The sequence below is a fragment of the Cupriavidus sp. MPR-AND1C genome (genome assembly GCF_058809705.1).
The window spans coordinates 178,773-202,635 of the sequence record NZ_JBXASU010000003.1; the positions used below are offsets into that span (position 1 = coordinate 178,773).

Sequence of the window (23,863 nt, forward strand, 5' to 3'; positions counted from 1 at the left end):
CACCCCCTGTCCGCGGGTGGTCAAGGCGCCGGCAAATCGCTTGTGCGTTAGCCGGCCACAACCGTAGGGCAGTTGAAAGCTAGCTTGCCAACGGGGCCGCGGCGGCCCGGAACATCGGACAGCTTACGCTCTTCAGGCCCCGCTGAGGTGGTTCCGGGCCGCTACGGCAATTGCAGCTCCGCCCGGCTGCCGCCGGCCCCCGCCCGGATCTCCAGCCGCACATCGATGCGCTCGCGCAGCTCGGCCACGTGGGAAATGATGCCCACTAGCCGCCCGGCGTGCTGCAGGTCGATCAGGGTGCGGATGGCAAAGTCCAGGCTCTCGGGATCGAGCGTGCCGAAGCCTTCGTCGACAAACAAGGTATCGAGCTGGATCCCGCCCGCGCGCGACTGCACCACATCGGCCAGCCCCAGCGCGAGCGAGAGCGAGGCCAGGAAGCCCTCGCCACCGGACAAGGTATTGGCCGGGCGCGCCATGCCGGTGTCGTGGTCGAACACCTCCAGGTCCAGGCCGCCGGCGGTGCGCTGGTCGCCCTGCTGGCGCACGCGCTGCAGTTCATACCGGTTGCGGCTCATGCGCATCAACCGCAGCGAGGCAGCTTCCAGCACCTCGTCGAGCAAGGTGGCCAGCACGAAGCGCTGGAATGTCATGCGGCGCGGATTGTTGCCGTTGGCCACTTCGGCCAGGCGGCCAAGCACGGCGTAGCTGCGCTCGATGTCCGCGCCCTTGCTGGCCAAGGCATCCAGCCGCTGCTGGCATTGCAGCAGGTTCTCGCGGCTGCGGTGCAGGTCGGCCTGCTGCCGGACCAGGGCCTCGAGCGCGCCGGCGGCGTCCGCCTGCGCCTGGCGCAGCGCGGCAAGATCCGGCGGGGCAAGATCGCGCGCGGCGATGGCGGCGCGCTCACGGCGATCGCCGGCAGCGGCCAGGTCGAGGTCGAAGCGATTGACCTGGGCTTCGGCCTGCTCCATCTGCGCGCCCGGCATGCGCGCCTCGGCGTAGGCCTGGCGGCTGACAAAGCCAGCTTGCTCCAGCGCGCTCGCGAATGCGGTGTCCGCCTGCGTCTGCCGCGTTGCGTGGGTGGCGAGGCTCGCTTGCGCGGCGGCTTGCGCGGCCAGGGCTGCCGCCAGCCCCACGCCGGCCTGCTTGTCAGCTGCCTGCGCGGCGGCCAGCGCGGCTTCGCGCGCGGCAAGGTCCCGGCGCGCCTGTGCCAGCGCAGCGGTCAGCCGCTCCGGCTCGCGCCGGTCCGGCGGCACCTGCGCGCTGGCAGCCTGCCATTCGCCCTGGAGCTTGGCGTGACGCTGGCCTGCATCCTGCGCTGCGGCGTCGGCGGCACGAATGGCCGCCTCGGCTGCCGTGAGGGCGGCTTGCTGCCGCTCGACTTCCGTGGCCAGAGGTTGGCAGCGGCCGGCGGCCGCCTGTGCCGCCTGTTGCTGCTGGCGCAGCGCCTGGATGGCGCCGGCGAGCTGCTGCCTGGCCGCCGCCGGGTCTTGCGCGGCGCCCTCGGGCATGCCCACCGCTCCCGCCGCTTCGCGCAGTTCATCCAATTGTTCCTGCCGGTGCGTGGCGGCCAGCAGCGCGCCCTGCGCACGGCTGGCCGCGCCCTGCGCCGCCTGGTCGGCAAGCCGCGCGGCCTCGCGGGCCAGGTCCAGGGCCTCGTCGCTGACCAGTGCATCGACGTGCTGCGCCAGTCGCGGGTGCGCCGTGCTCCCGCAGACAGCGCACGCCTGGCCATCCTGCAAGCCGGCAGCCAGCCGCGCGGCTTGCCCAGCCCGCCAGGCCTGCTCGGTCTCGCGCAGGCGCGCCAGGCTTGCCGCCTGCTGCGTGGCGGCTTGCCGCGCGGCGCGCTGGTCGGCGTCGGCCTGGCGGCGCGCTTGCTCGCACTGCGCCAGGGTGGCGGCGTATTTGTCGAGCGTGGTTGCCTGCTGCGCCAGGCCGGCCAGCTTGAGCTGGATCGTCTCCAGCCCGCGCGCGCCTTCCTGCGCCTGCGCCAGGCCGGCCTCAGCCTGGCGCAACGTGGCGGTAACTTGCTGCTGCGCCTGCAGCGCCCCGGCATGGGCCGCACCCGCTTGCGCCTGCTGGCGTGCTGCAGCCGCCAACTCCTGCTGCAGCACGCCGAGCCGCTGCGCCTGCGGCAACATGGCCTCCAGCTCCGTCACCTGCTTTTGCGCTGCCTGGCGCTCGCCGGCACGGGCCGCTTCGGCCTCAAGCCCCGCCGCGGCGGCGGCCGAGAGCGCGGCGCAATCGGTGGACCGCGCGCTTGCCACGGCCAGCGCTTGCTGCGCCTGCTGGTGTTCCTGCACGGCCTGCCCCAGATGCTGCTCGAACGGCTGCACCTGCATGGCACGGCGTGCGGCCTGCAGGCGCTGGCGCTGCGCCTCCATCTCGGGCCGCTGCGCCATCAGTGCGGCATGGGCCGTCTCGGTATCGCGCTGCTCCCGCAGGCGGGCATCCGTCTGCTCGCCCTGCCTGGTTGCCAGCGTGGCCACCTCCAGCGCGGTGCGCGCGGCCACATCGCGCTGCTGCAGTTCGGCCAGCTGGCCCTGCAACCCCGCAGCCTGTTCCCGCAGCGCGTCCACGGACGCCAACTGATACTGCTGCAGCAACGCCGTCTGCTCGATGCGCAGGCGCTCGGCTTCCTGGCGGATGCCGGCCGCCTGCCCCTTGAGCAGTTCCTCCACGCGCCGGTACAGCTCGGTGTGGAACAGCCGCTCGAGGATGGCCTGGCGGCTCTTGGAATCCGCCGTGAGCAATTCGCGAAAGCGCCCCTGCGGCAGCACGATCACCTGGCGGAACTGGCTGCTGTCGAAGCCCAGCAGGTTGCGCACGAAGTCATCGACCTTGTTGGGCTGGCTCGCCTTGCTGGTCCAGCCCGCGTCACCCATGACATCGAGCTGGGCCTTGGGCGTTTCCTTGACGGTGCCCTCGCCACGCAGCTTGGGCCGCTCCTGCGCGGGCGAACGCGTGGCCAGGTAGCGCTGGCCACCTAGGCTGAACTCGAACGTCACCTCCGTGCGCAAGGCCGGATCGGCGTTGGCGCTGCGCATGTCCTGCGCGCTGCGCTCGCCGCCAGAGGTGTCACCGTAGAGCGCAAAGCAGATCGCGTCGAGCAAGGTGGTCTTGCCCGCGCCGGTGGGGCCGTGGATCAGGAAGAATGCCCGCTCACCTAGCCGGGTGAAGTCGATTTCCTCGCTGGCGGCAAAGGGGCCGAAGGCTTGCAGTTTCAGGCGCAGCGGTCTCATGCGGACTCCCGGTCGGCGCGGGCGATGCCCTCAAGCACCTGGTCGAGCACGCGGCGCTTATCGTCGTCCAGCGCTTCGTCCGCCACCTCCTTGAAGAAGTTGGCGAACAGCTCGCCGGTATCGAGCTGACGCAGGCGCTGGCCTGCCGCCCCGGCCTCGCCCGAACGCGCCAGCACGGCGCGCTCGATGGCGAGCGCATTGGGATAAGCCTGGCGCAGGCGCGCCATCGGATCGAGCAAGGCGCCGTTGTCGGTCAACACCGCGTGGATGTAGTCATCGCGCCGCGGGTCTGCCGCGCCTTGCGCCAGCAGATCGGCCAGTTGCCCTTCGACGATGCGCAGGTCGCGCCGGGGCGTCAGCGCGATCGGCTCGATGCTGACCGCGCCATCGGCCGCCAGTTCGATCAGCGAGACCGACTTGGCATGCGTGACTTCGGACAGCGAGTACTTCAGCAAGGAGCCGGCGTAGTGGATGCGCTGGCCGAAGGTCTGCGGGCGATGCAGGTGGCCAAGCGCGACCAGGTCGAAGCCGTCGAACACGCTGGCGGCAACGGCGCCGCTGCCGCCAACCGACAGCGGCCGCTCGGATTCGCTGGCCTCGCCACCGATCACGAAAGCGTGGGCCACCACCACCGAACGCGCCTGCGCCGGATGGCTGGCGCGGATCGCGTCCAGGCGCGCCGCCAACGCCGCCTCGTGCCCTGGCACCTCCATGTCGAAGGCGTCGCGCACGGTTGCGGGCTCGGCATAGGGCAAGGCGTAGATCCTTACTTCGCCATGGGCATCGGACAAGGTCACGCAGGTGGCATCGCGCTCGGTGATGCCGGCCACATGCAAACCCTGCGCCGTCAGCAGCCGCGCGCCGAAACCAAGCCGCTGGGCGCTGTCGTGATTGCCCGCGATCATCACCACCGGAATGCCGGCATCCGCCACGATGCGGGCCAGCACGTCGTCCAGCAGCGCCACGGCCTCGGGCGGCGGCACCGCGCGGTCATACACGTCCCCGGCGATCAGCACCGCATCCGGCCGGCGCTCGCGCACCAGCGCAACAAATTGGTCAAGCATCCAGGCCTGGTCTTCAAGCAGGCTGCGCGCGTGGAATACGCGCCCGAGATGCCAGTCGGCAGTGTGAAGAAAACGCAATGTGAATCCCTAGCAGTGTATGGACGGACCGGAGCGGACTGCGGCGGCAGGCGCCATCATAACGTTGCCCAGCCGTCATTCAGCTTCGGTTCAGCCGGCACTCTCCACCATAGGCGCCGAGCCAGTGCAAAAGCACCGCCTCCGGCACAATGGGCTGGCCAGGTGCGCGGCCGCAGACAGTACAAGTGGATCGGCCAAGGCCGCGCAACGACGCCAGCATCCTTTTGAAATGGCCGCCAAGATCCGAGCGCAAAAACGGCGATGCCCGGGCCGAAAGCACCCGGGCATCGCCGCACTGAAGTCCGGAAGCCTGGAATCCGGCTTATTCCTGGATATTGGCTTCGCTCACGATCTTGCGGTACGACTCGGTTTCCCTGGCGATAAAGCTGCGGAAAGCGGCGGCGTCCTTCGCATCGATGTCGACACCCGATTCGGACAGCTTGCTCTTCACTTCCGGCGCGTTGATGGCGCGAGCCAGTGCGTCCGTCAGCTTGTCGGTCACCGCCTTGGGCGTGTTGGCCGGCGCGAACAAGCCGAACCACAGGCGCATGTCCACATTGGCCAGGGCCTTGTTCTCCGCCAGCGCCGGGATGTTGGGCGCGGCATGCGAGCGCGTGGCCGAGGTCACGCCAATCGCTTGCAGCTTGCCCGACTTGATCTGCGGCAGCGCCGTCGACAGCACCAGCACGCCCAGTTCGATCTGGTTTGCCATCAGGTCGGCGATGGCCGGCGCGCCGCCCTTGTACGGCACGTGGGTCATATCGACCTTGCTGGCGCCGCGGATCAGCTCTCCCGACAGATGCAGCGGCGTGCCGATGCCCGAGGTGCCGTAGTTCACCGCCTTCTTGCTCTTGGCCAGCGCCAGGAAACCCGCTACGCCATGGATGCCGGACTGCGCGCCGGACACCAGCACCATGGGCTGCGAGCCCACCATGCGCAAGGGCACGAGATCCCGCTGGCCGTCGTACTTGATCTTCGGGTTGGTCAGCTTGGCGATCGAGATTTCGCTGTTGGAACCCAGCAGCAACGTATAGCCGTCGGCCGGCGCATTGATGGTCTTGAGCGCGCCGATGGTGCCGCTGGCGCCCGGCGCATTGTCCACCACCACCGATACACCCAGGTCCTGGCCAAGGCGCTGGCTCAGCACGCGCGCCACCAGGTCGTTGCTGCCGCCGGCGGCGTAGGGCACGACGATGGTGATGGGCCGGTCCGGATATCCGGCGGCCTGGGCAGGCGCTACGGCGAGCGTCAGCGTGGCGGTCGTAACGATCGTGACGGCGGCGGACAGCGCCGTGGCGAGGGACTTCTTCATCGGATTCCTTTTCTGGCGCCTGAAGCGCTCCTTTGGTGTGGCAAGCGTGATGCGGGAAACCAGCGGATCGCCGGCCTCGTGATGCGGACCGCAATATACATGCCATCCAAAAAACTAGCCAAGTCTCGTTTACGAGACTGCGGAAGGCATTAGTGGCTTCTTCACGCACCACAATCGAGCGTCAAAGGGACATTGATGCACAAAGTGCGGATGATCCGGTTCATCCGGCCGTCGTGGGTAGATCGTCCGGAAGCACGGACGCCTTGAACGCGGAGATGCGCGGCGGCATGGCATTCCGAGACGATGCTTCTCTCGCCATCCCTCGCCATCCGGCCACGGCCCATGCTAGGATGGGCCTTGTCTTCTTTTTGAGATTCCCCGAGGATGGACGCTCCGCTCGCTGCCGGCCCAATGGTTGATTTCGTTGAAATCGGCAATCGCCTGCGCGCGTACCGTCTAGGCGCGGGGATGCGCGCGGAAGCCATCGCCGAACAGCTCGGCGTATCGCGGGCCGCGATCTATCGCATGGAGAAGGGCGACATCGTCAAGATCGAGACCCTTGGCCGTCTCGCCCAGTTGCTCGGCACGTCGCTGGCGTCCATGCTGGGGGTCGAGTCCGAGTATTACTACTCGTCCGTGGCGTATATCGAGCGCATGCGCCAGCTCGAGCACGGCGCAACGCGCATCCTGGCCCATTTCGAACCGATCTCCTACCTGCTGACCTCGCCCGATTACGCCGGCCACCTGCGCCAGATGCTGGCGGAGAGCCCGCAGCCGGCGCCAGCCGCAACCATCGACGCCCTGCTGGACCTGCTGGAAGAGCGCAAGCAATCGTTCGCGCGCAGCGTGCCGCCCATCACCAGCCTGATCGACCTGCGCTCGCTGGAGCGCTTCGTGCATTTTGGCTTGGTGGGACGGCTGGACCTGCCGCCCGCGGTGCGCATGGAGCGCTCGCTGGCAGCCCGGCGCGAGATCGAACGCGTGATCGACCTGCTGGACGCCCAGCCCATCGGCCTGCAGATCGGCATTGTCGACGGCAGCATGCCCAACGTGACCTTCCAGGTCTTCGAGCGGCCGGGCAAGGCTTATGTGGCCACCAGCCCATTTCGTTTCGGCGAATTTCCCAACGTGTCCACCGGCATCGCCACCGTGACCGCGGCGCCCGAGGCGGTACGGCTTTACACCACCATGGTCAATGACCTATGGCAACGCGCCTACAAGGGGCGCGATGGCGCCGCGCTGCTGCGGCGCATGCTGAACAGTGTATGAGCGGGCGCGATCCGCCATGCAGCCATTTTCATTTGACGTACCGAACCCGTTTTCACTCACCGATATTGCGCCATGACGCTTGAAACCACCCTCCAGCAATTCCAGGATTCGCTCCCCGGCACCGACGCTTTCGTGACGGTGAAGAAAGCCACACGCGAGCTGATCGACGCCGACCCCGCACACGCGGCGGCCTACTTCCTGCTGTATGGCTTCGCCCGCTCGTACGTGCTGCTGTACGAGGACCAGGCAGTGACCATGGACTTCGCCGAAGCCGCCAAGCAGGAACTGCTCGGCTACATGCAAGGCATCGCGCGCACGCTGCACGGCGAGAGCGCCGCGCTGCTGGCGGAAATGAACCGCATCGTCAGCGCTTACCAGGGCGGCAAGAAGACGTTCTGAGGCGCAGTGCCCCTGTGCCATGACGGGCGCCAATTCACGCCGGCTCGGCCTCGTTGTCGGCGATCTGGAACTTGCGCATCTTCTCCCACAGCACCTTGCGGCTGATGCCCAGGCTGGCCGCCGTATCCTGGCGCCGCCAGCTATTGGCATCCAGCGCGGCCACGATGCGGCGGCGCTCCTCGGTCTCGCCGCGCCAGTCGGCCGTGCGCTCGCTGCTATCGAACGCACCCGGGCGCAGGCTGCGGAACAGGGGCCGGATCCGCGCCTCGTCCCAATGCCCGGTCTGCTGCACGGTAATGCCGATGCGCTCGGCCAGGTTGCGCAGCTCGCGCACATTCCCCGTGAAGAACGCCGTGCCCACCGCGCCCTTGAGCCAGTCAGGCACGGGCGGCAATGCGTCCAGCCCTGACTGCCCAAGCATCTGCTTGAGGAACGACACCAGCAACGCCACCTTGTCGACGGCGCCCCGCTCCTCCAGGCTGGGCAGGCGCAGCTCGATCACCGCCAGCCGGAAATACAGGTCCGCACGGAAGCGGCCCTGCGACACGGCCTCGCGCAGATCCTTGTTGGTGGCCGCGACCAGGCGGAAATCCAGCTTGACCGGCATGGTCGAGCCCAGCCGGGTCAGCGCGCTCTCCTCCAGCACGCGCAGCAGCTTGACCTGCTGGAACATCGGCAGGTCACCGATTTCATCCAGGAACAGCGTGCCGCCGTTGGCCTGCTCGAAGAAGCCGCGGTGCGCGAACATGGCGCCGGTAAACGCGCCCTTGGCATGACCGAAGAACTGCGACTCGAACAAGCCATCGGGAATCGCTCCGCAATTCACGGCAACGAACGGTCCCTTGCCATAAATGTTGTTGCGCTCGTGAAAGCGCTGCGCGATCCGCTCCTTGCCCGCGCCGGTCTCGCCATACAGCATCACGTTGCTGCCGAAATCCGCGAAGGTCTCCACCTGCGACAGGAACTGCTGCATGGCGGGCGACTCCGCCACCAGATCCGCCACCGCGTTCGCCGGCTCAGCCGCCGCCAGCAATTGCGGCAGCAGCTTGCCGATCTGGTTGCGCAGGTCAGGCCCCGTGAAATCGTCGGCCAGGATATGCGCGTACTCCGCGGGAAAGCGCCCCGGATCGGTCTCGCGCCCCGGCGCCGCCACCCACACCACGGGCATGCCGTGGGCCGCCTCCCAGTCCAGCGCGGTGAACTTCGCCGCGCCGATCACCGAGACACTGATGACTGCCACGCACGGCTTTAGCCGCGGCTCCGCGGGCAAGGCCTCCAGCGCGCCGGCGCGGATCACGTCCACCCCAAGCGGCGACAGGAAACGCGCCACCCGGTCGGCAATGTCAGACTTGCCTTCCCATACATAAACTTCAAGGCTCTCGTAAGCCCAGCGATCTGTCTTCATCTGTCTTCCGCCGTATAGCGATTAGCCTGCTGCATGGCTCAGAACACCAGCTCGGCGTTGTTGCAGTCGATTCCTTGCATCCAGATGTCGGCGTAGCCTAGCTGGATGCCTAGTGCGCCTAGGAGCGGGCCAAGCACGCTGTCCAAAGCAGAGAACAAGGGCGTAAGCAGACCAGCTAGCGGCAATGGGACGTTCAATAGGTCGAGCCAGAGTACCTTGACGGCGACCGTCAGGTTCAGGTTACCCACAACATCGACCAGGACCCCTGTGAGTGGTTGGGGTGTCCCGACCCGAGTCGTTGTGCCTGGTGCCATGCTGACAGTCGAACTGTTGACGCTGACCGCGCCGGTTCGCGCACTGCCGCTGGCGATGATGCTCACCCCCGTACCGAGAAGACTAATCCCGGTGTTGACCAAGGTGACAGGGCCCGACGCGCAGCCGCTGCCGGAGGCTGCGGCAAGGCATGCCTTGACCAAGCCTGTGTTCACCCCCAATGTGGCACGGCAATCCGCCTTTGCGGCCGCGCACTGAATGCCCTGCAATGAGGCCGTGGCCGCCGCGACTTCAACGTAGAGTGGCACGTTGATGCCAACGCCGGCCAAGCTGGCCACATCAATACTGATTCCGGCATCGAGTCGCAACCCCACCTGGGCCGTGTGCGCGGAAGTCTGCCAGACTCCGGGACTCAGCTGGCGCGCGGGGCCCACTGCCATCACGGGTGGCTGCACGACATAGAGCTTGGCGCCGATACTGGTAAGGCCGGGCACGCTGAGATTAGGCACATTCACCTGGATCGCCGAATTGCCATTGGCAACCTGCGCCCCGAGCATCAGCAGTTGCGCCACGTTCAGCGCCACGTCCGCCGCTGACGACGCCGCCGGCGCCAGCACGCCCAGGTTCAGCAACTGGCCCAGTCCCACGTTAGCCTTGACCCCGCTCAACCCAAGTTGCGTAGGCGGACTGCCCAGCGCCGTGGACAGCAGCGAATCCTTGCCGGCCGCGCCCAGCACGAGCGCATAGAACTGCTGGATCGACAGCGATGTCTTCAGCAAGTCGTCAATGGTGCCAACACCCAGCTTCAGGCGCAACTGGTCAAGCGTGACATTGGCGTTGAGCAAGCCTTGCCAGTCCAAAACGGACAGCTGCACCGAAGTCCCCAGCAAACTGCCGAGCACACTGCTACCGGTATTGACGTCCAGCAACCCGCTACCTACCGAAAACGACGCCACCGGCGGACTCGCATTGGCAATCGCCTCCGCGCGCAACTGGCGCGACGCGCTGCCGGGAATCACGAACAGGATCGGCACGGTCTGGGTCACGACCACCTGCACCGCGTTTGCCGATAGCTTGGTGGTGTCGTAGCCGGCGTTGAAGTGCCGTACGGTGTCGCTCCCGGTGCTGTAAGCCGGATCCCATACGCCCAGGCAGACCCGCATGCCATCGGCATCGCTGCTGCCCGCCGCGCTGCAATTGGCAGTCGCGGTGCCGGCGTAGTCATTCTGCGTGCCCGCCGACTGCGTGGCGCTCAGCACATTGGCCGACACGGTGGCGGCAGCCGCGGCTTGCTTGAGCTGCTGCGCGCCGGCCAGCGCGGCCATGTCGGCGATCTTTTGCAACTGGCGCTGCCGGTAGAACACATGGCCAACATCGATCGAAACCAGCGAACCGATCGCAACCGTTGCCAGCAGCAGGGCGCCAAGCACACCGATGGCACCGCGCTGCCCGCGTCGGCGCCCAGCGACGAGATGCGAGCAGCAGCGACTCATCGGCCTGCCACTCCCTGCCCTGCGCCACCGCCGGAACCATTTTTCGATCCCGCCTGGCCCGTATAGAACTCGGGGATCGGATACGTGAACGTCGCCATGTAGCGCTGGTAGGACAGGGCAGCCTGCTCCCCACGCAACACCTGCAGCTCGCCCGCCTGCGCGCCGCTGCGCTGGATCTCGAGGATGCCGCGGGTATGCGGGCCAATCTCTTGCCGGGCCGGTCGCGCCGAGGGGGTTGCAGGCGCGTCCGTCTGGGCTCCGGCGGGGAAGGCGCCCAGCCCGAGCATGGCGATCACAAGCGCCAGTCCGCTGCGGCGGGCATGGCCACGCAGGCTTCTTGTTCCGGTCTGGTTCATGGAAATCTCCTGGGTTGGTGCCGTCGGCGCGGACAACGGGTATCGGGTATTGCGAGCTTGTGCCATCCAGCGATCTCTCATGGCGTGGCCTGGATGATGTCGGTCAGGCGCTGATGGTTCGGGCCGGGTGTGCCGGCGGCGGCAAGCCGGGCCGATTGTGGCGCGGTCTGCGCCACGGCCTGCTGCGCGGCCACGCGCTCGCGTTGCGTGCTCGCGCGCCGGACCCGCTCCGCCTCCTGCAACACCGCCTTGCGCGTTGCCTCGGGCAGGCCAGCCCGCTGCATCAGCGACGCCGCCTGCTCACGCTTGCCGTCGGCTGCGAGCCAGACCGCCGCGTTGCTCACCACGCGCGGATTCTTGCCATCGAGCTGCAGGGCCTGCATCACCGGCACGCGCGCTTCAGGCAGCGCGCCAGTGCGCATCAGCGCGTAGCCCAGGTCATTGGCCACCTGTGCATTGGTGGGATCGGCACCGGCTGCCAGTTGGAACGCTGTCGCGGCAGCGGCAAAGTCGTTCCTGCGCCCGGCGATCAGGCCCAGGCCGTGGTAAGCGCGCGCCTGCACCGAAGTGCCAGCCAGGCTGCGATAGGCCTGCTCGGCAGCGGCATCCTGATTGGTCTCGCGCAACGCATCCGCGCGCATCAGCGTCATCGCCGGCGACACGCCGAAGCGTTTCTCGTAGACGTCGATATGCGCGAGCGACGCGAAGTACAGGCCCTCTTCCTGCATCTTGCCGATCAGACCGAGGTAGACCGACTTATCGTCGTAGATGGCCCGGTCCTGCTTGTCGCGCAGCTTGGACAGCTCGACCTGTGCATCCGCCTGATCGCTCATGCGGGTGGCCAGGCTGGCACCGCAGCCAGATAACACCGCCAGGGCCAATGCCGATGCCAGGGCGGTTAAAGCGCGTGCGGGCCAAAGCAATCGATATCCCGTCTCGCTTCCTGGGCGCTTGTCTTGCTTGTTCATTTCGATCCCCCCGACATATGCGCCAGCATTCTTATCACGCCCAAAAAGCCTGGTCCGGCCGTGATGATCAGCAATACGGGCAGCATGGTCACCACCATGACCGCAGTCATCTTCACCGTTAGCTTCCCCACCTGTTCTTTCATGCGCGCCTTGCGCGATTCCTGCAGGCGCAAGCCGAATTGCCGCAGCGGCTCCTGAACGGCCCCGCCGAATCGATCCACCTGGCTAAGCATGGTGATCAGGTTTTTCAGGTCCTCGCTGTCGAACAGCTTCCCGATGCGCTGGAGCGTCTGGTCGCGCGACCGGCCCGAAGCAAACTGCTGGTTGGCACGCATCAGCTCAGGGCCAAGCACGCGCAGCATGCTGTCGAACTCCGCGACGATCACCTGCAGGCTCTGATCGATCGACAACCCCACACCCTGCAGCAGGCGCAGCATGTCGACCAGCACAGGCAACTCATCCTCCAGGCGCAGCATGCGGCTGCTGGCCCGACGCCGCAACGCCCATTTCGGCGCCAGGAAAAACACCGCGAACGTGACGAAGGCCCACATCGCTGCGCCCATCACCGATGTGGGCAATCGCCATGCAAAGACTCCCGCCGCCAACGCCGCCGGTAACGACAGGCGCAGTCCCCCAAATATGGCCCGGGCCTTGTCACCGTAAAAGCCACACTGTTCAAGCAAGCGCTGTTCTTCGGCCGTCACCACGGCCTTGCCCAAAGGCGACTCAAGCCAACGCTGGTCAAAGCGCTTGCCAAGCTGGCTGCCCAGCCGCGCACCAATGCGAGCGCCGGCACCTTGGGCCGCAGCGTTGGCAGCGTTGGCAGCGCTGGCCGGAGCCGTGGCGGGAGCATCCGGCACGGCGGCGGCAGCGGCCGCCTGTCGCGAGAGAGCGGCATCGATGGTCCGCTCGGCGCGGCGACGTTGCCGCCATTGCCCCACCAGCGGCATGGCCAGGGCGGCTAGCCCGATGGCCGCCGCGCATAGGCTCAGAGAGATCAAGGTAGTGCTATCCATGGTCCCTTGTTCCTATACCGACTTGGCCAGGCGATAGAGCATGGCCGCTCCCATCACTTCCAGTATCACGGCAACCAGCAATAGCGTCTTGCCGGCCGGGTCGCGCCACATCATCATGATGTAGGCGGCATTCATCACGAACATCAACCCGGCCACCACCATCGGCAGCAAGCCGAGCACCCAGGCCGACAACCGCGTCTCGGACGACAGCGCATGCAGTTCCTGCTGCGCTTGCTGGCGGTCTCGCATGAAGGCGGCGGTACGCTCCATGACAATGTCCGCGCGGCCGCCGTAGCGCACCGCGAGACGCAACACGGAAGACAGCAGCATCAGTTCGTCAACCTGGTAGATCCGCGCGACCTGCAAGACCGCCTGATCCAGTTCCTTGCCTGCGCGCTGCAAGTGGATGGCCTGCACCAGGCACTGGCGCAATGGCGCCTCGGTGTTGCCGATGGCAGCCTGAAAAGCCGAAGGCACACTGCTGCCGATGCTCATCATCCGGACTACCGCATCGAGAAACGACGGCAACTGCTGGCGAAGTCTCTGCCCGGTACGACGGGCTCGGTTCCAGAGCATGAAATAAAGGATCGCCACCCCGATCGACAACGCGGCCACTGCGGCCAGCCAGCCGCCCATGGCAACGCCCACGAGCCCTAAGGCGATGATGGCCCCCCCCCACAGCGCATAAGTGCGCCGCGTCGGCGCCAGGTCCGCACGGCGCAGGAAATCCGCCCACTTGCGCCGCAAGTCGTGCTGCTTCTTGCCGGCTTGCGGCTCTGGCGTAGTCGCATAGCGTGCCTTGACCTGCTCGGTCTGCGCTTGCAAGAACGCGCGTGCGCTCTCTTCCTGCGCGCGCGCCTTGGCGCTGGACAGCAGCAGCAGGCCCAGTCCCAGCAAAACGAGAGCGGCCGCGGCAACGACCAGCGCTGCGCTAGACATCGAAGCGGTCGTCCAGGCCAAAGTTGGCCGGGCGCATGCGCGCCAGCTTGGGCGAATGCGGCAGGATGCCAAGCGAGAGCCAGCGGTCTACCTCGTTGCCGTCAGGGCCGACGAACGGCTCGTGGCGGAACAGCTCCTGGGTCGAGATGATGTTGTCGCCAAGGCCAGTGACTTCCGTGATCGAGAGGATGCGGCGCTTGCCATTGGAGAGCCGGCCGATCTGCACGATAAAGTCGATGGCATTGGCAATCTGCCGGCGCAGGCTGGCCTCGCTGCCCTGGAAGCCGGCAAAGCCGGCCAGCATCTCCAGGCGGTACAAGCACTCGCGCGGGCTGCTCGAGTGGATGGTGCCCATGGAGCCATCGTGCCCCGTGCTCATGGCCTGCAGCATTTCCAGCACCTCGCCGCCGCGCACCTCGCCCACGATGATGCGGTCGGGCCGCATCCGCAGGCTGTTGCGCAGCAGGTCGCGGATCGACACCACGCCCGTGCCTTCGAAGCCGCCGGGGCGGCTCTCCAGCCGCACCACGTGCGGATGGTTGAGCGCCAGTTCCGCCGTGTCCTCGATGGTGATCACACGCTCGCCGTCAGGCACATAGGTGGCCAGCGCATTGAGCAGCGACGTCTTGCCCGAGCTGGTGCCGCCGCTGACAAGGATGTTGCAGCGCGCCTTTACGGCAGCTTCGAGCAGTTCGTTGACCTCAGGACTCATGGTGCCCAAGCCTTGCAGGTCCGCGGGCGTCAGCGGGTCCTTGCGGAACTTGCGGATCGACACCACCGGGCCGGCCAGCGCCAGCGGGGGAATCACCACGTTGATGCGCCCGCCATCCGGCAGGCGTGCGTCGACCATGGGGTTGGACTCATCCAGCCGCCGCCCGATCGGCGCCAGGATGCGGCGCACGATGCGCAGCAGATGCCCACTATCGGCAAAGCGCACGGGAATGCGCTCCAGCACGCCGTGCCGGGAGACGTAGACGTCCAGGTGCCCGTTGACCAGGATGTCTTCCACCGCCGGGTCGTTAAGCAAGTCCTCGATCGGGCCGAAGCCCGCCAGCTCCTTGGTCAGCGCCTCGGCGATCTGACGCAGCTCGGCCTCGTTGATGGGAATGCGGCGCAGCCGCGTGAAGCTCTCCAGCTCCAGGTCGACAAAGCGGTTGATCGCGGTTCGCGACCAGCGGCCGAACTCCGCGCCCAGCTCCTCGATGCGGGTGAGCAGATGCTCATGGGCCGCTTCCTTGATGTTCTGGAATTCCTGCGAAGCAGGAAAGGGCGCGGCGGAGTTATCGGAGAATTCGATGGCTTGCGACATGTCAGTTCCCAGCCCGCTCAGCGCGTATCACGCGCATGGCGCGTAGCGCTTCGGGCAGTTTTTCTTTTACCCGGCCCAGCAAGCCAGCTTCGCTTGCAGTGCCGGCACGGTATCCCAGCCGATCCACCAACTGGCCAATGGCACGGACATAGGGATCGGCGGGGCTGTCATCGGCCAGCACCACGCCACGGTTGAGCGCCAGCACCAGCGGCTCGCGCCGGTCGGGCAAGGTGCCAACCGATGGCGCCTCCAGGCGCTGCGCGATCTGCTGGGCATCCACGCCCAGGCGCGCCTCGAAGCGCGAGACCAGCAAGTGCAGGTCATCGCGCTCCACCTCGCGCTTCTTCAACTCCTGGAGCAACTCCGCGGCCGAGACGATGGCGCCCACGCTTTGGTCCACCACCAACACCACCATGTCGGCGGCCTTGACCAGGTGTGCCATGAAATCGACATTGCTAAAGCCGCCCAGGTCCACCACCTGCAGGTCAAAAAAAGCGCGCAGGCGATTGAGCAGCCCAAGCGCCTCCATGAACGAGATATCCCGCATCTCCGCCAGGGTGGCCGGCAGCGGCAACACGGCCACGCCACTGCCGTGGCGCGCCAGCGCGGTCTGCACGAAGACCTGGTCGAAGCGCCGCAGGTTGCGCACGCCTTCGACGAAGTGAAAGCCGGGGCTGATGTTCATGTACAACGAGCCGTCGCGCGACGGCAGCCCCAGGTCCATCAACAGCACTTCGCCATGGCTGCGCTTGCGCACCGCCGCCGCGAGGTTGGTAGCCAGCGTGGTGGCGCCCACGCCCACGCGCGCGCCAAGCACCGCCACGACCTTACCCCGGCGCGCCGGCTCCGCGTGGCCGCGCACCGCCAGCAGCCTGCGCACGATCTCGATCGCGCCAGCCGGCGGCGCCGTCATGTCGATAAAGTCCTTGGCGCCAGCCCGCAGCGCGGCCAGCATGATGTCCGGCTCGCCCGCGTTGCCCACCGCCACCAGCGGCAGCCCCGGGTACAGCTTCGTCACATGCTCGGCCAGCCGGCTTGACGCCAGCGCCTGCTCCCGCGAAAAATGCAGGAAGACCATGCCGGGATTGACCGTGGCGATCTGCTCCACGAAGGCATCCTGCGGGCCAGCCTCGACGACCAGCCGGCCCAGGTTGCCGAGCGCGTTGGCCAGCCATTGGCGCGGCTCCGGCTGTGCGGTATTGAACAGGAAGAAGTCCATCTGACCCCGCCTTGCGCCGTCGTCCTGCTTGCCCAATGTCATTTTGAAAACCCTGGCAGCGTCGGATCGACGTAGTCGCCAAGCACATACCGCCCCCACACATTGGGGTTGCCGCTGGTGCGCCCATCCTCGCTGACCGCGGCCACGGCCGCCGCGCCCTTGGCGAGCGGGCGCACCAGGCGCGGCGTGACCACGATCATCAGCTCGCGGTCTTCCTGGTTGAAATTCAGGTTGCGAAAGAAGGTACCGATGATCGGCAGGTCGCCGAGGAAAGGCACCTTGTTGACGTTGCTGACCGTGGTACGGCTGACCAGCCCGCCAATCACGAAGCTCTCGCCATCGCCGAGTTCCACCGTGGTGTCGGCGCGGCGGGTGACGATGGCAGGCACCATGGCGCCGTTGATCGATACGCCGCGCGACGGATCGAGATCACTGGCTTCAGGCGCCACCTTCAATGCAATGCGATCCTTGGCCAGCACGGTGGGCGTCACAGTCAGGCCAATGCCGAAGGGCTTGAACTGGATGGTGGTCGTGCCGAGTGCCTGCGGCACCGGGATCGGGATCTCCCCGCCGGCAAGAAAGCTCGCGCTCTGCCCGGACAGCGCCACCAGGCTCGGCTCGGCCAGCACCCGCGCCATGCCATTGCTTTCCAGCAGGCTCAGGTTGGCGAAGATCCCGCGCGAGAATGACGCCGCGACAAGATTGAAGGCACTACTCATCGGCGAGCTGATGTCGGCACTGAACGAACCCGGCGTGGAGTCCGTTCGCGGTGTGAAAGTGAACTTGTTCAGCGACGACGGGGAGAACGTGCCAAAGGCGAAGCCGCCGTTGTTCCGGTAGAAATTGAACCCCACCTCCTTGAGCACGGTCTTGCTGACCTCGACCACCTTCACGTCGACCTGCACCGTGCTGCTGACCGCAATCGTGGAGCGATCGATCACCACACCACCCTTGCCTTCGGCGGTAGCGGTGGCCGAGCGCGCTGCCAGTTGCGCGCGCAGCGAAGCCTGCGCATCGCGCGCCTGCCCGCTGATCAAAGCGCCGCCGCCCGATACGGCCACGTCGGGATCGCCGGGCTCGCCTCGCGTCGCATCCACTTGCACCCGGTAGGTTTGCGCGGCTTCGCCACGCGGCCAGACCATCAGCTCGGTGGCGCCGGGCTTCTTGGCCACCACCAGCACGCCGTTGGCACCCGAGCCGCTCTTTAGCAGCAACGCATCCGCCACGGCAGGATTGCCGATCGCCACGCGTTCAAGTGGCTTGTGCAGACGTAGCTCACGCTGGCTACCCACCACCAGCTTCAGATCGCGCACGCCGCCATCGGCCTGCTGCGCCCACGCCGCTGGGACGGTGCAGCAGACGGCCAGGATGGTAGCGGCCCCGGCAAGAATGGATTTCATCAATCGACTATCCAGAAGTAACACTGAAAACACCAATCCAAGCGCAATCCGGCGGGCCTGCACGAGGCATGCATCGACCACGGCGGCGTGCCTGGCTTCATTCGATCTCGCGCTTGCCGCCGCGGATCATCTCAACACTGTTTTGCGCGACGCTGCTCGCGATCGCGCCATGAGGGCGCTGCGCGATGGCTGCGGGTGCCGGGACAGGCGATGGCGCCGCCTTGACCGGAAGCGCTTCACCCCGTGCCCCGCCGGCGATCCCTGTCAGCGCAACGCCTGCCATTGCGCGATCGGATGGCGCCAGCGCTGCGGCAGGCACCCCGCCTTTTGCCTGCGTCTTTGCCAGCAATACCGGCGCGGGATCCTCAAACAAGCCTTCAGTGGGAACATCCGGATCATCGGGATTGCGCAGGGCCAGCAACAGGCGCCCGGTTTGCTGTGCGATGGCCAGCTTGCCGACGTTGGCCACCGGCACTGCCAGTACGGCGGTCTTCGCGCCTTCGCGGCGCGCCATCATTTGCTCGGGCGGGGGCTTGGCGGCTTCATTGACCGTACCCGCGCCATAGGCCAGCACGCGCAGGCGCGCGAGCAGCATGCGTGCCTGGCTGCCTGCGATCTCCTGGCCATCGCGGCGGAACACCGCGAACACATCGACAAAGTCGCCCGGCTGCACCTGGTTGCCAACGCCAATCACTTCATCGACCGCGACCGCCACCGCGCGCTCGCCCTCTTTCACCTGGGTGGCAAGGCCCGCCAGCAGCTGGCTTTCGAGTACCGGCACGTTCGCGCCGATGCCAACCAACGGCACCTGGCCTGCCACGCGGGCCACCTCGGTGTAGGCCCCAGCCGGATTGATGGGTAACTGCTCTACTTTGAGGGCGTCGACGGGGACTGGCTTGCCGGCTTCAATCGGCTTCACTGTGACCACCACCGGATACGACTGCGCGCTTGCGGGCACGGGCTCCGCTGGTTTGGCCGGCGTACGCGCCACGCGCCACGCGAGCAGCGCCAGCAACGCGGCAAGGACGAGCAGCGCGATGGCAAGCACGCGGATCTGTTTGCTGGTCATGCTAAATCTCTGGTTTGGATAAATGGAATCTGGCTTGGGCACATGTCGACAAACGGCGTTCGCTCGTGGCGTGGGCAGATCCTCATGTGTCAGGCGCCAGTTGCACCGTCGCGCTGCCAGTCAGCGTTGTGGGAATGGGTACCCCAGGTATGACCGGCAAGATCGCGCTTGAGGGAAGGTTCAGCGTCACCGTGACGCAGACCGAACCGCTCGGATTGGCGCAGGAAACAACTTGCGCGATATTGGCGGTGGGAATGACGCTGCTGATCGAGGCAGGCAGCACAGCGAGGGCCGTCGTCGAAGCCGCACTCACCCGCAAGGCCTGCGTGGCAGCCGCGTTATTGGCCGATGCCCCGCTCGGGTAACGCAGGGCTGCTCGCGCGCCCTCTTCCGCGGCAAGCGTCAGGGTCTGCTGCAAGGCCAGCACGATGCCGAAATAGACAATGCCGATCACGACAGCCAGAAGAACCGGCAGCACGATGGCAAATTCAAGCGCAGCCGTTCCGGACGAGCGCGTCCGCACGGCGTGGTTTCCCCGCAATGGCATACTTCACCCGGTTATCTTTTACTTTTTGCGCCGACCGGTGACGCGAGCGCCAGGCGGTTGGCCAACGGCCCCTCGCCCGCGCGGCAGCTACCTTCCCAGGATCATCCAGACCAACAAGCCGATCGCAAGGTACGCAGCGTACGGAATGCCGCGCTGCTCCGCCGTGTGGGGCGCCGCGCCAGGCACGCTGATGCCGCCTGCGCGCCGCTGCAAGCTTGCGGAATGGTCTCGCCATGCAGCCCAGACCGCGCCAGCTTGCATGCGCACCAGCAAGGCATGCGCAAGCGCCAGCAGGCTGCCGACGACCCATACCGTCACCAGCCCCATGGGGCCAGTAAACAAGCCTGTTACGGCGAAGAACTTGATGTCGCCCGCGCCCATGCGGCCGAGTGCATAAACCGGCAACATGACCAGCAGGCCCACCAGAAAGCCGAGCAGCCGCGAACCCAGCCCAGGCACAGGCTCAGAAGCCGGCCCGAACGCAAGCGCCAGGCCGATTGCCACGATCGTGGCAGCCAGCACGGCATTTGGTACTTTGCGATAAGCGAAATCGGTCCAGATGATCGCCGCGCAGAACAGCGCAGCAATCAGGGCTAACACTTAGCCACCGGATGCGGGAAGAATGGCCGTGACCTTGCTGCTCAAGCGAGTGAACAGGGCACTGACGTCGGTGCCTAGCTGGGTGACCGTGGTGATAAGAGCCAGAGCAATGAGTCCTGCAATCAACCCGTACTCGATTGCAGTTGCCCCTTGTTCGTCCCGAAGAAAGCGTACCAAAGCGTTTTTCATGATGTCACTCCGTTTTTGATTTATTCCATCACGCAGCGTCCGCTTACCCCTCCGATACCGCCTCGCTCTTGTGGCCAGGCTAGTACCGAGCAGTAACGCTGGTGAAGAATTTATAGATCAAAGCCATGTATCAACCATACCCCCCCTTGGAGTTATAGTTGTCTCAGCATAATGGCTGACGCCCGTTTGAAAACAGTGTCTTTTTAAAGAGCAAACGTTCTACTCGCGTCAAATACCACACCCGTTCGGGTGAGCCATGTGGCGCGGCGTGGTGTAAAAGGATGCGCAGCCGCGGGGTAAGGACAACTGCGCACCGTAAAGACTAATTCGACGTGCTCGACGTACTCGACCTACTCAGATCAACAATCAACGAGCCAGGCCGCCGAGCAGATTGGTCAGCCCCGGCGTGTTCGGCGTGCCCGATGTCGTCGAAGCCGCGCCCGCTGCGGCGTTGCGCGCGCCGCTCAGCACGCCCGTTACAGGTGCCAGCAAACCGGCCAGGGGCCCCAGCGCGCCGGCAGTGCCCGTGCCCGCGGAAGCGCCGCCCGTCACGCCGGCAAGCAGGCCGGTCACGGGTGCCAGCACGCCTGCTGTGCCTGTGCCCGTGCCCGAGCCGGAGCCGCCCGCAATGCCACCCAGCGGCAGGTTGTTGAGCAACCCGCCGAGCGGATTGCCGCCGGTGCCGTTGCCGTGCACCAGCACGCCGGTCCCCGCGACGGTCTTGCCGGCTTCGGTCACGACACCGCCGAGGCTGGAGACCAGCGGGGCCTGGGTGTTGGTCAGCAGGCCGCCGCCGCTGGCCACGGAGTTGCCAAGGGTTGCCAGCAGCTTGTCCAGCGGCGCGCCAAGGCCGGTGGCTGCGCCAACCGTTTGCGTAACGGTGGTGACTTGCGTGGTCAGTGGCACGATCACCTTGCTCACGCTGCCGGTGACTTGCGCCACGGGGCCGGTCGAGAGCGCCTCGCCGAGCTTGCCGCCGGCCATCGTTACCGCGCCGCCAACCTGATTGACCAGGCCGCCCACGGGCGTGGTCACCGCACCTAGCGGCGCCAGTTGCCCGGTGCCAAGGCTGCTCACGAGATCGCCCGCGCTCGATACCGTGACGCCAGCTTTCTGCACCACGTTGCCCGTGCTGGACACGGTAATGCCTAGCGGATCGGTGACGGCGCCCATCTTGCCAAGGCCGTCGCGCACACCCACGCCTAGCGCACCTACCGTGTTACCGGCGTTTACCACTACGCCGCCGAGCGCGTTGCGCGTGGCGTCAGGAAGCAGCGGCACTTGCGCAGCCTGGATCTGCTTGCCGATATCGCTCACCGCATTGCCCGTTGCCACCACCGTATTGCCCACGCCTTCAGTGACCTTGGCGGTGGGCGTGGTGTCGGGCGTCGCAGCCGGTGTGTTCGGAGGGGGCGTGATTGGCGTGACGGCGCTGGGGCTCACGCCGCTGCCGGAGCCGCCTGAGGAGCAACCTGCCAGCAGCAACAGTGCGGCGGCACAGGCGAGGGTCATGGATGACATCGGGGCGAAATGCGCTTTCATGGGATCTCCTGGTCTTCCTCGCGGAAGGTTCTCCTTTGGAACTGCAATCGAATTGGCTCTTGGACGATGCATGCGAAGCCTTGAGCGCGGAACGCAATACGACTAGGGCGTTTGCTTCGTGCCGCGCCGTGCGCCGCGCTTGTCGGGTGTCAATACCGCAAGCTGCGTGCCACCCGCATGGCATGCTGTCGGCAAGGCAGTCCATCACCGCAGGCGCCACCGCGCAAACCGTTGTTTGACGCGGGATGGCGAGCATAGGCCCGCCGCGCGTCGCGTTGCGCAACAAGGCGGCCCCATGCCGCGCGGCGTGTTACGTGCTACGTAACGTGTTCCCCCCTCGATGTTCCCAATGCCCAACTGCACACGCACCGTCTGCCCACACGTTGCCGACACGGAAGCATGCAGCCGTAGCGCAGGGAACAAGTCCGCGTTGTTCCCAATGGGCGCCATGGCGTTACGTAACGCGTAACACCGAAACACCGCACAGCGCGCTCATGTCTGGTCCTTTCCCGGCTATGTCTCATCCTCTTCAAACCCAAGCGTGGCAAGGCTTGGCGCGTTTATATCCGGCGCCCGCGCGCGCGCCGGCGGCATGCGGGCACGCACTGGCACACCCTTTGCGCAATGCAGTGACACCACGGCATGCGCGACGCGCTCCGTGATTTCACGACGGGAAGAAGAAAAGGAAAAGGTCATGCGTACTCAACAGATTCTCATCACGGCACTGCTCGGCTCGCTGTTGGCACTCGGTGGTTGCGCCAGCGGTGGCGGCACAACGTCCATGGATACCGGCAGTGGTGCAGGCACCAGCAATGGCGGCGGCACCAGCGCAGGCACCACCGGCGGCAGCGGTACCGGTACCGGCGGCGGCACCAACGCCGGCACGGGCGGTGGCAGCAATGGCGGCAATTCCGGTGGCAACAACGGCGGAAACAATGGCGGAAACAACGGTGGTAATAACGGTGGCAACACGGCCGCGCTGACGCCGACCAGCAAGATCGTCGATCAGGCGGGTGGCATCGTGACCTCGGCCGGCAACGTCGTGAGCGACCTCGGCACGCAGATCAAGAACACCAACTTGCCGATCCTCTCGACCCAATCCAAGGACGGCCTGGGCGGCGTGGTCGGCTCGCTCGGCGCCGCGGTCAGTACCCTGGGCAACGGCGTGCAAAACGGCCTGGGCAACATCCCTAACGCCACCAACCCGCTCGGCACCACGGTGGCAAGCACCGGCGGCGTGGTCAGCCAGGTGGGCAATGCCGTGACCAATGCCGGCGCGCTCGTCAGCGGCCTGGGCAGCGGTCCGCTGTCGCCCCTGGCAGCCGTCACCACGCCGGTGGGCTCACTGGTTTCGCAAGTCGGCACCGCGGTCAATGGCGCGGGCGTCCAGCTCGGCGCGGCCCTCTCGAGCGGCCCCGTGGAGCAGCTCACCGGCGGCGTCAGCAAGCTCATCGTGCCGCTCACCTCGCAACTCACCAACACCACGCAGACGCTCGGCGCGGCAACCGGCCTGGGTGCTCCGGTCAACAACCTCCTGGCGACGCTTGGCGGCGGCCTGGCCACGGCGGGCAACACGATCAAGCAGACCAACACGCCGGTGGTATCGGGCGTGGGCGGCATCGTCGCCGGTGCGGGCAGCACGGTAGCCGCGCTTGGCGGCGTGGTCTACAACCCGGGCGGCACGGGTACCGGCAACCCGCTGGCGCCGGTCACGAGCCTGCTGGGGGGCCTCACGGGTGGACTGACTGGTGGCCTGACGGGTGGCAGCGCAAGCGGCCCGCTCGCGCCCGTCACCAGTCTGGTCAGCGGCTTGACCGGTGGGCTCACTGGTGGCCTGGGCGGTAGCAACGCAAGCGGCCCGCTCGCGCCTGTCACCAGCCTGGTCAGTGGCCTGACCGGCGGACTCACCGGCGGCCTGGGCGGCGGCAGCGCAAGCAGCCCGCTCGCGCCTGTCACCAGCCTGGTCGGCGGCGTGGTAAGCACGGTCGCCGGCGCAGCTGGCGGTGCCTCGGGTGGCGGCGCAGGCAATGCGCTCGCACCGGTTACCGGCATCGTCGCTGGCGTCACCGGCGGCAATGGTGCAAGCAGTGGCAGCGGCTCGGGCAACAACGCACTGGCGCCGGTTACCGGCCTCGTGAGTGGCCTGCTGGGCGGCCTCGGCGGCAAGCGCTAAGTGC

The 23,863-nt window shown here is 66.7% G+C and carries 20 protein-coding genes; 3 read left to right on the forward strand and 17 right to left on the reverse strand.

Annotated features, from left to right (window positions below):
• Positions 1-161: 161 nt before the first annotated feature.
• The 3 genes from AC1RWI_RS03380 to AC1RWI_RS03390 all read right to left on the reverse strand — a co-directional run bounded on the left by AC1RWI_RS03380 (position 162) and on the right by AC1RWI_RS03390 (position 5,693).
• Positions 162-3,239 (reverse strand): AAA family ATPase, encoded by a 3,078-nt coding sequence (locus AC1RWI_RS03380; RefSeq protein WP_492864543.1) that lies wholly within the window; start codon positions 3,237-3,239, stop codon positions 162-164.
• Positions 3,236-4,381, reverse strand: coding sequence for an exonuclease SbcCD subunit D (locus AC1RWI_RS03385; RefSeq protein WP_043357065.1), 1,146 nt, complete (start codon positions 4,379-4,381; stop codon positions 3,236-3,238). The genes AC1RWI_RS03380 and AC1RWI_RS03385 overlap by 4 nt, the downstream gene beginning before the upstream one ends.
• 322 nt (positions 4,382-4,703) lie before the next feature.
• Positions 4,704-5,693, reverse strand: a complete 990-nt coding sequence (locus AC1RWI_RS03390; protein WP_492864546.1) for a Bug family tripartite tricarboxylate transporter substrate binding protein — start codon at positions 5,691-5,693, stop codon at positions 4,704-4,706.
• Between the two features lie 384 nt (positions 5,694-6,077).
• On the opposite strand from AC1RWI_RS03390, the gene AC1RWI_RS03395 reads away from it, so the two are divergent.
• The gene (locus AC1RWI_RS03395) at positions 6,078-6,962 is read left to right on the forward strand and encodes a helix-turn-helix domain-containing protein (RefSeq protein ID WP_492864548.1); all 885 of its coding nucleotides are present in this window, start codon (positions 6,078-6,080) and stop codon (positions 6,960-6,962) included.
• A 72-nt stretch (positions 6,963-7,034) separates the two neighbouring features.
• Positions 7,035-7,361 (forward strand): hypothetical protein, encoded by a 327-nt coding sequence (locus tag AC1RWI_RS03400; protein WP_043357069.1) that lies wholly within the window; start codon positions 7,035-7,037, stop codon positions 7,359-7,361.
• A gap of 34 nt (positions 7,362-7,395) precedes the next feature.
• On the opposite strand, the gene AC1RWI_RS03405 is transcribed toward AC1RWI_RS03400, so the two are convergent.
• The 14 genes from AC1RWI_RS03405 to AC1RWI_RS03470 form a co-directional block, all read right to left on the reverse strand.
• Positions 7,396-8,766, reverse strand: a complete 1,371-nt coding sequence (locus tag AC1RWI_RS03405) for a sigma-54-dependent Fis family transcriptional regulator (RefSeq protein WP_043357071.1) — start codon at positions 8,764-8,766, stop codon at positions 7,396-7,398.
• Between the two features lie 38 nt (positions 8,767-8,804).
• On the reverse strand, positions 8,805-10,532 hold the full coding sequence (locus AC1RWI_RS03410) for a TadG family pilus assembly protein (RefSeq protein ID WP_043357073.1): 1,728 nt from the start codon (positions 10,530-10,532) through the stop codon (positions 8,805-8,807).
• On the reverse strand, positions 10,529-10,888 hold the full coding sequence (locus tag AC1RWI_RS03415; RefSeq protein ID WP_052495200.1) for a DUF3613 domain-containing protein: 360 nt from the start codon (positions 10,886-10,888) through the stop codon (positions 10,529-10,531). The genes AC1RWI_RS03410 and AC1RWI_RS03415 overlap by 4 nt, the downstream gene beginning before the upstream one ends.
• Positions 10,889-10,965: 77 nt before the next feature.
• A complete protein-coding gene (locus AC1RWI_RS03420; RefSeq protein ID WP_492864551.1) occupies positions 10,966-11,721 on the reverse strand; it encodes a pilus assembly protein TadD in 756 nt (251 codons plus the stop codon).
• A gap of 131 nt (positions 11,722-11,852) precedes the next feature.
• A complete protein-coding gene (locus AC1RWI_RS03425; protein ID WP_492864553.1) occupies positions 11,853-12,872 on the reverse strand; it encodes a type II secretion system F family protein in 1,020 nt (339 codons plus the stop codon).
• Positions 12,873-12,884: 12 nt separating this feature from the next.
• Positions 12,885-13,811 (reverse strand): type II secretion system F family protein, encoded by a 927-nt coding sequence (locus AC1RWI_RS03430; RefSeq protein ID WP_492864555.1) that lies wholly within the window; start codon positions 13,809-13,811, stop codon positions 12,885-12,887.
• Positions 13,804-15,120 carry a TadA family conjugal transfer-associated ATPase gene (locus AC1RWI_RS03435; protein ID WP_043357080.1) on the reverse strand — a complete coding sequence of 439 codons (1,317 nt, stop codon included), beginning with the start codon at positions 15,118-15,120 and terminating at the stop codon, positions 13,804-13,806. Before AC1RWI_RS03435 ends, AC1RWI_RS03430 begins: the two co-directional genes overlap by 8 nt.
• A 1-nt stretch (position 15,121) precedes the next feature.
• Positions 15,122-16,339, reverse strand: a complete 1,218-nt coding sequence (locus tag AC1RWI_RS03440) for a CpaE/TadZ family protein (protein WP_492864594.1) — start codon at positions 16,337-16,339, stop codon at positions 15,122-15,124.
• A gap of 38 nt (positions 16,340-16,377) precedes the next feature.
• Positions 16,378-17,739 (reverse strand): type II and III secretion system protein family protein, encoded by a 1,362-nt coding sequence (locus AC1RWI_RS03445; RefSeq protein WP_492864557.1) that lies wholly within the window; start codon positions 17,737-17,739, stop codon positions 16,378-16,380.
• Between the two features lie 97 nt (positions 17,740-17,836).
• Entirely contained in the window at positions 17,837-18,808 is a 972-nt protein-coding gene (gene cpaB, locus AC1RWI_RS03450) for a Flp pilus assembly protein CpaB (protein WP_492864559.1), read from the reverse strand.
• 82 nt (positions 18,809-18,890) lie between these two features.
• Positions 18,891-19,355, reverse strand: coding sequence for a TadE/TadG family type IV pilus assembly protein (locus AC1RWI_RS03455; RefSeq protein ID WP_043357084.1), 465 nt, complete (start codon positions 19,353-19,355; stop codon positions 18,891-18,893).
• 87 nt (positions 19,356-19,442) lie between these two features.
• Positions 19,443-19,946 (reverse strand): A24 family peptidase, encoded by a 504-nt coding sequence (locus tag AC1RWI_RS03460; RefSeq protein ID WP_492864596.1) that lies wholly within the window; start codon positions 19,944-19,946, stop codon positions 19,443-19,445.
• 9 nt (positions 19,947-19,955) lie between these two features.
• Complete coding sequence (locus AC1RWI_RS03465; RefSeq protein WP_043357086.1) at positions 19,956-20,144, reverse strand: Flp family type IVb pilin; 189 nt, start codon at positions 20,142-20,144, stop codon at positions 19,956-19,958.
• A gap of 366 nt (positions 20,145-20,510) precedes the next feature.
• Complete coding sequence (locus AC1RWI_RS03470) at positions 20,511-21,686, reverse strand: collagen-like triple helix repeat-containing protein (protein ID WP_043357087.1); 1,176 nt, start codon at positions 21,684-21,686, stop codon at positions 20,511-20,513.
• A 694-nt stretch (positions 21,687-22,380) separates the two neighbouring features.
• Between AC1RWI_RS03470 and AC1RWI_RS03475 the strand changes: the two genes are divergently transcribed.
• Positions 22,381-23,859, forward strand: a complete 1,479-nt coding sequence (locus AC1RWI_RS03475; RefSeq protein ID WP_492864561.1) for a collagen-like triple helix repeat-containing protein — start codon at positions 22,381-22,383, stop codon at positions 23,857-23,859.
• Positions 23,860-23,863: the final 4 nt, after the last annotated feature.

Coding starts and splice junctions, on each gene's coding strand:
- AC1RWI_RS03455 (WP_043357084.1), bottom strand. CDS start 19,355: ATGCCATTGCGGGGAAACCACGCCGTGCGGACGCGCTCGTCCGGAACG.
- AC1RWI_RS03470 (WP_043357087.1), bottom strand. CDS start 21,686: ATGAAAGCGCATTTCGCCCCGATGTCATCCATGACCCTCGCCTGTGCC.
- AC1RWI_RS03380 (WP_492864543.1), bottom strand. CDS start 3,239: ATGAGACCGCTGCGCCTGAAACTGCAAGCCTTCGGCCCCTTTGCCGCC.
- AC1RWI_RS03405 (WP_043357071.1), bottom strand. CDS start 8,766: ATGAAGACAGATCGCTGGGCTTACGAGAGCCTTGAAGTTTATGTATGG.
- AC1RWI_RS03425 (WP_492864553.1), bottom strand. CDS start 12,872: ATGGATAGCACTACCTTGATCTCTCTGAGCCTATGCGCGGCGGCCATC.
- AC1RWI_RS03435 (WP_043357080.1), bottom strand. CDS start 15,120: ATGTCGCAAGCCATCGAATTCTCCGATAACTCCGCCGCGCCCTTTCCT.
- AC1RWI_RS03445 (WP_492864557.1), bottom strand. CDS start 17,739: ATGAAATCCATTCTTGCCGGGGCCGCTACCATCCTGGCCGTCTGCTGC.
- AC1RWI_RS03465 (WP_043357086.1), bottom strand. CDS start 20,144: ATGAAAAACGCTTTGGTACGCTTTCTTCGGGACGAACAAGGGGCAACT.
- AC1RWI_RS03400 (WP_043357069.1), top strand. CDS start 7,035: ATGACGCTTGAAACCACCCTCCAGCAATTCCAGGATTCGCTCCCCGGC.
- AC1RWI_RS03410 (WP_043357073.1), bottom strand. CDS start 10,532: ATGAGTCGCTGCTGCTCGCATCTCGTCGCTGGGCGCCGACGCGGGCAG.
- AC1RWI_RS03415 (WP_052495200.1), bottom strand. CDS start 10,888: ATGAACCAGACCGGAACAAGAAGCCTGCGTGGCCATGCCCGCCGCAGC.
- AC1RWI_RS03420 (WP_492864551.1), bottom strand. CDS start 11,721: ATGAGCGATCAGGCGGATGCACAGGTCGAGCTGTCCAAGCTGCGCGAC.
- AC1RWI_RS03440 (WP_492864594.1), bottom strand. CDS start 16,339: ATGGACTTCTTCCTGTTCAATACCGCACAGCCGGAGCCGCGCCAATGG.
- AC1RWI_RS03390 (WP_492864546.1), bottom strand. CDS start 5,693: ATGAAGAAGTCCCTCGCCACGGCGCTGTCCGCCGCCGTCACGATCGTT.
- AC1RWI_RS03475 (WP_492864561.1), top strand. CDS start 22,381: ATGCGTACTCAACAGATTCTCATCACGGCACTGCTCGGCTCGCTGTTG.
- AC1RWI_RS03395 (WP_492864548.1), top strand. CDS start 6,078: ATGGACGCTCCGCTCGCTGCCGGCCCAATGGTTGATTTCGTTGAAATC.
- AC1RWI_RS03430 (WP_492864555.1), bottom strand. CDS start 13,811: ATGTCTAGCGCAGCGCTGGTCGTTGCCGCGGCCGCTCTCGTTTTGCTG.
- cpaB (WP_492864559.1), bottom strand. CDS start 18,808: ATGACCAGCAAACAGATCCGCGTGCTTGCCATCGCGCTGCTCGTCCTT.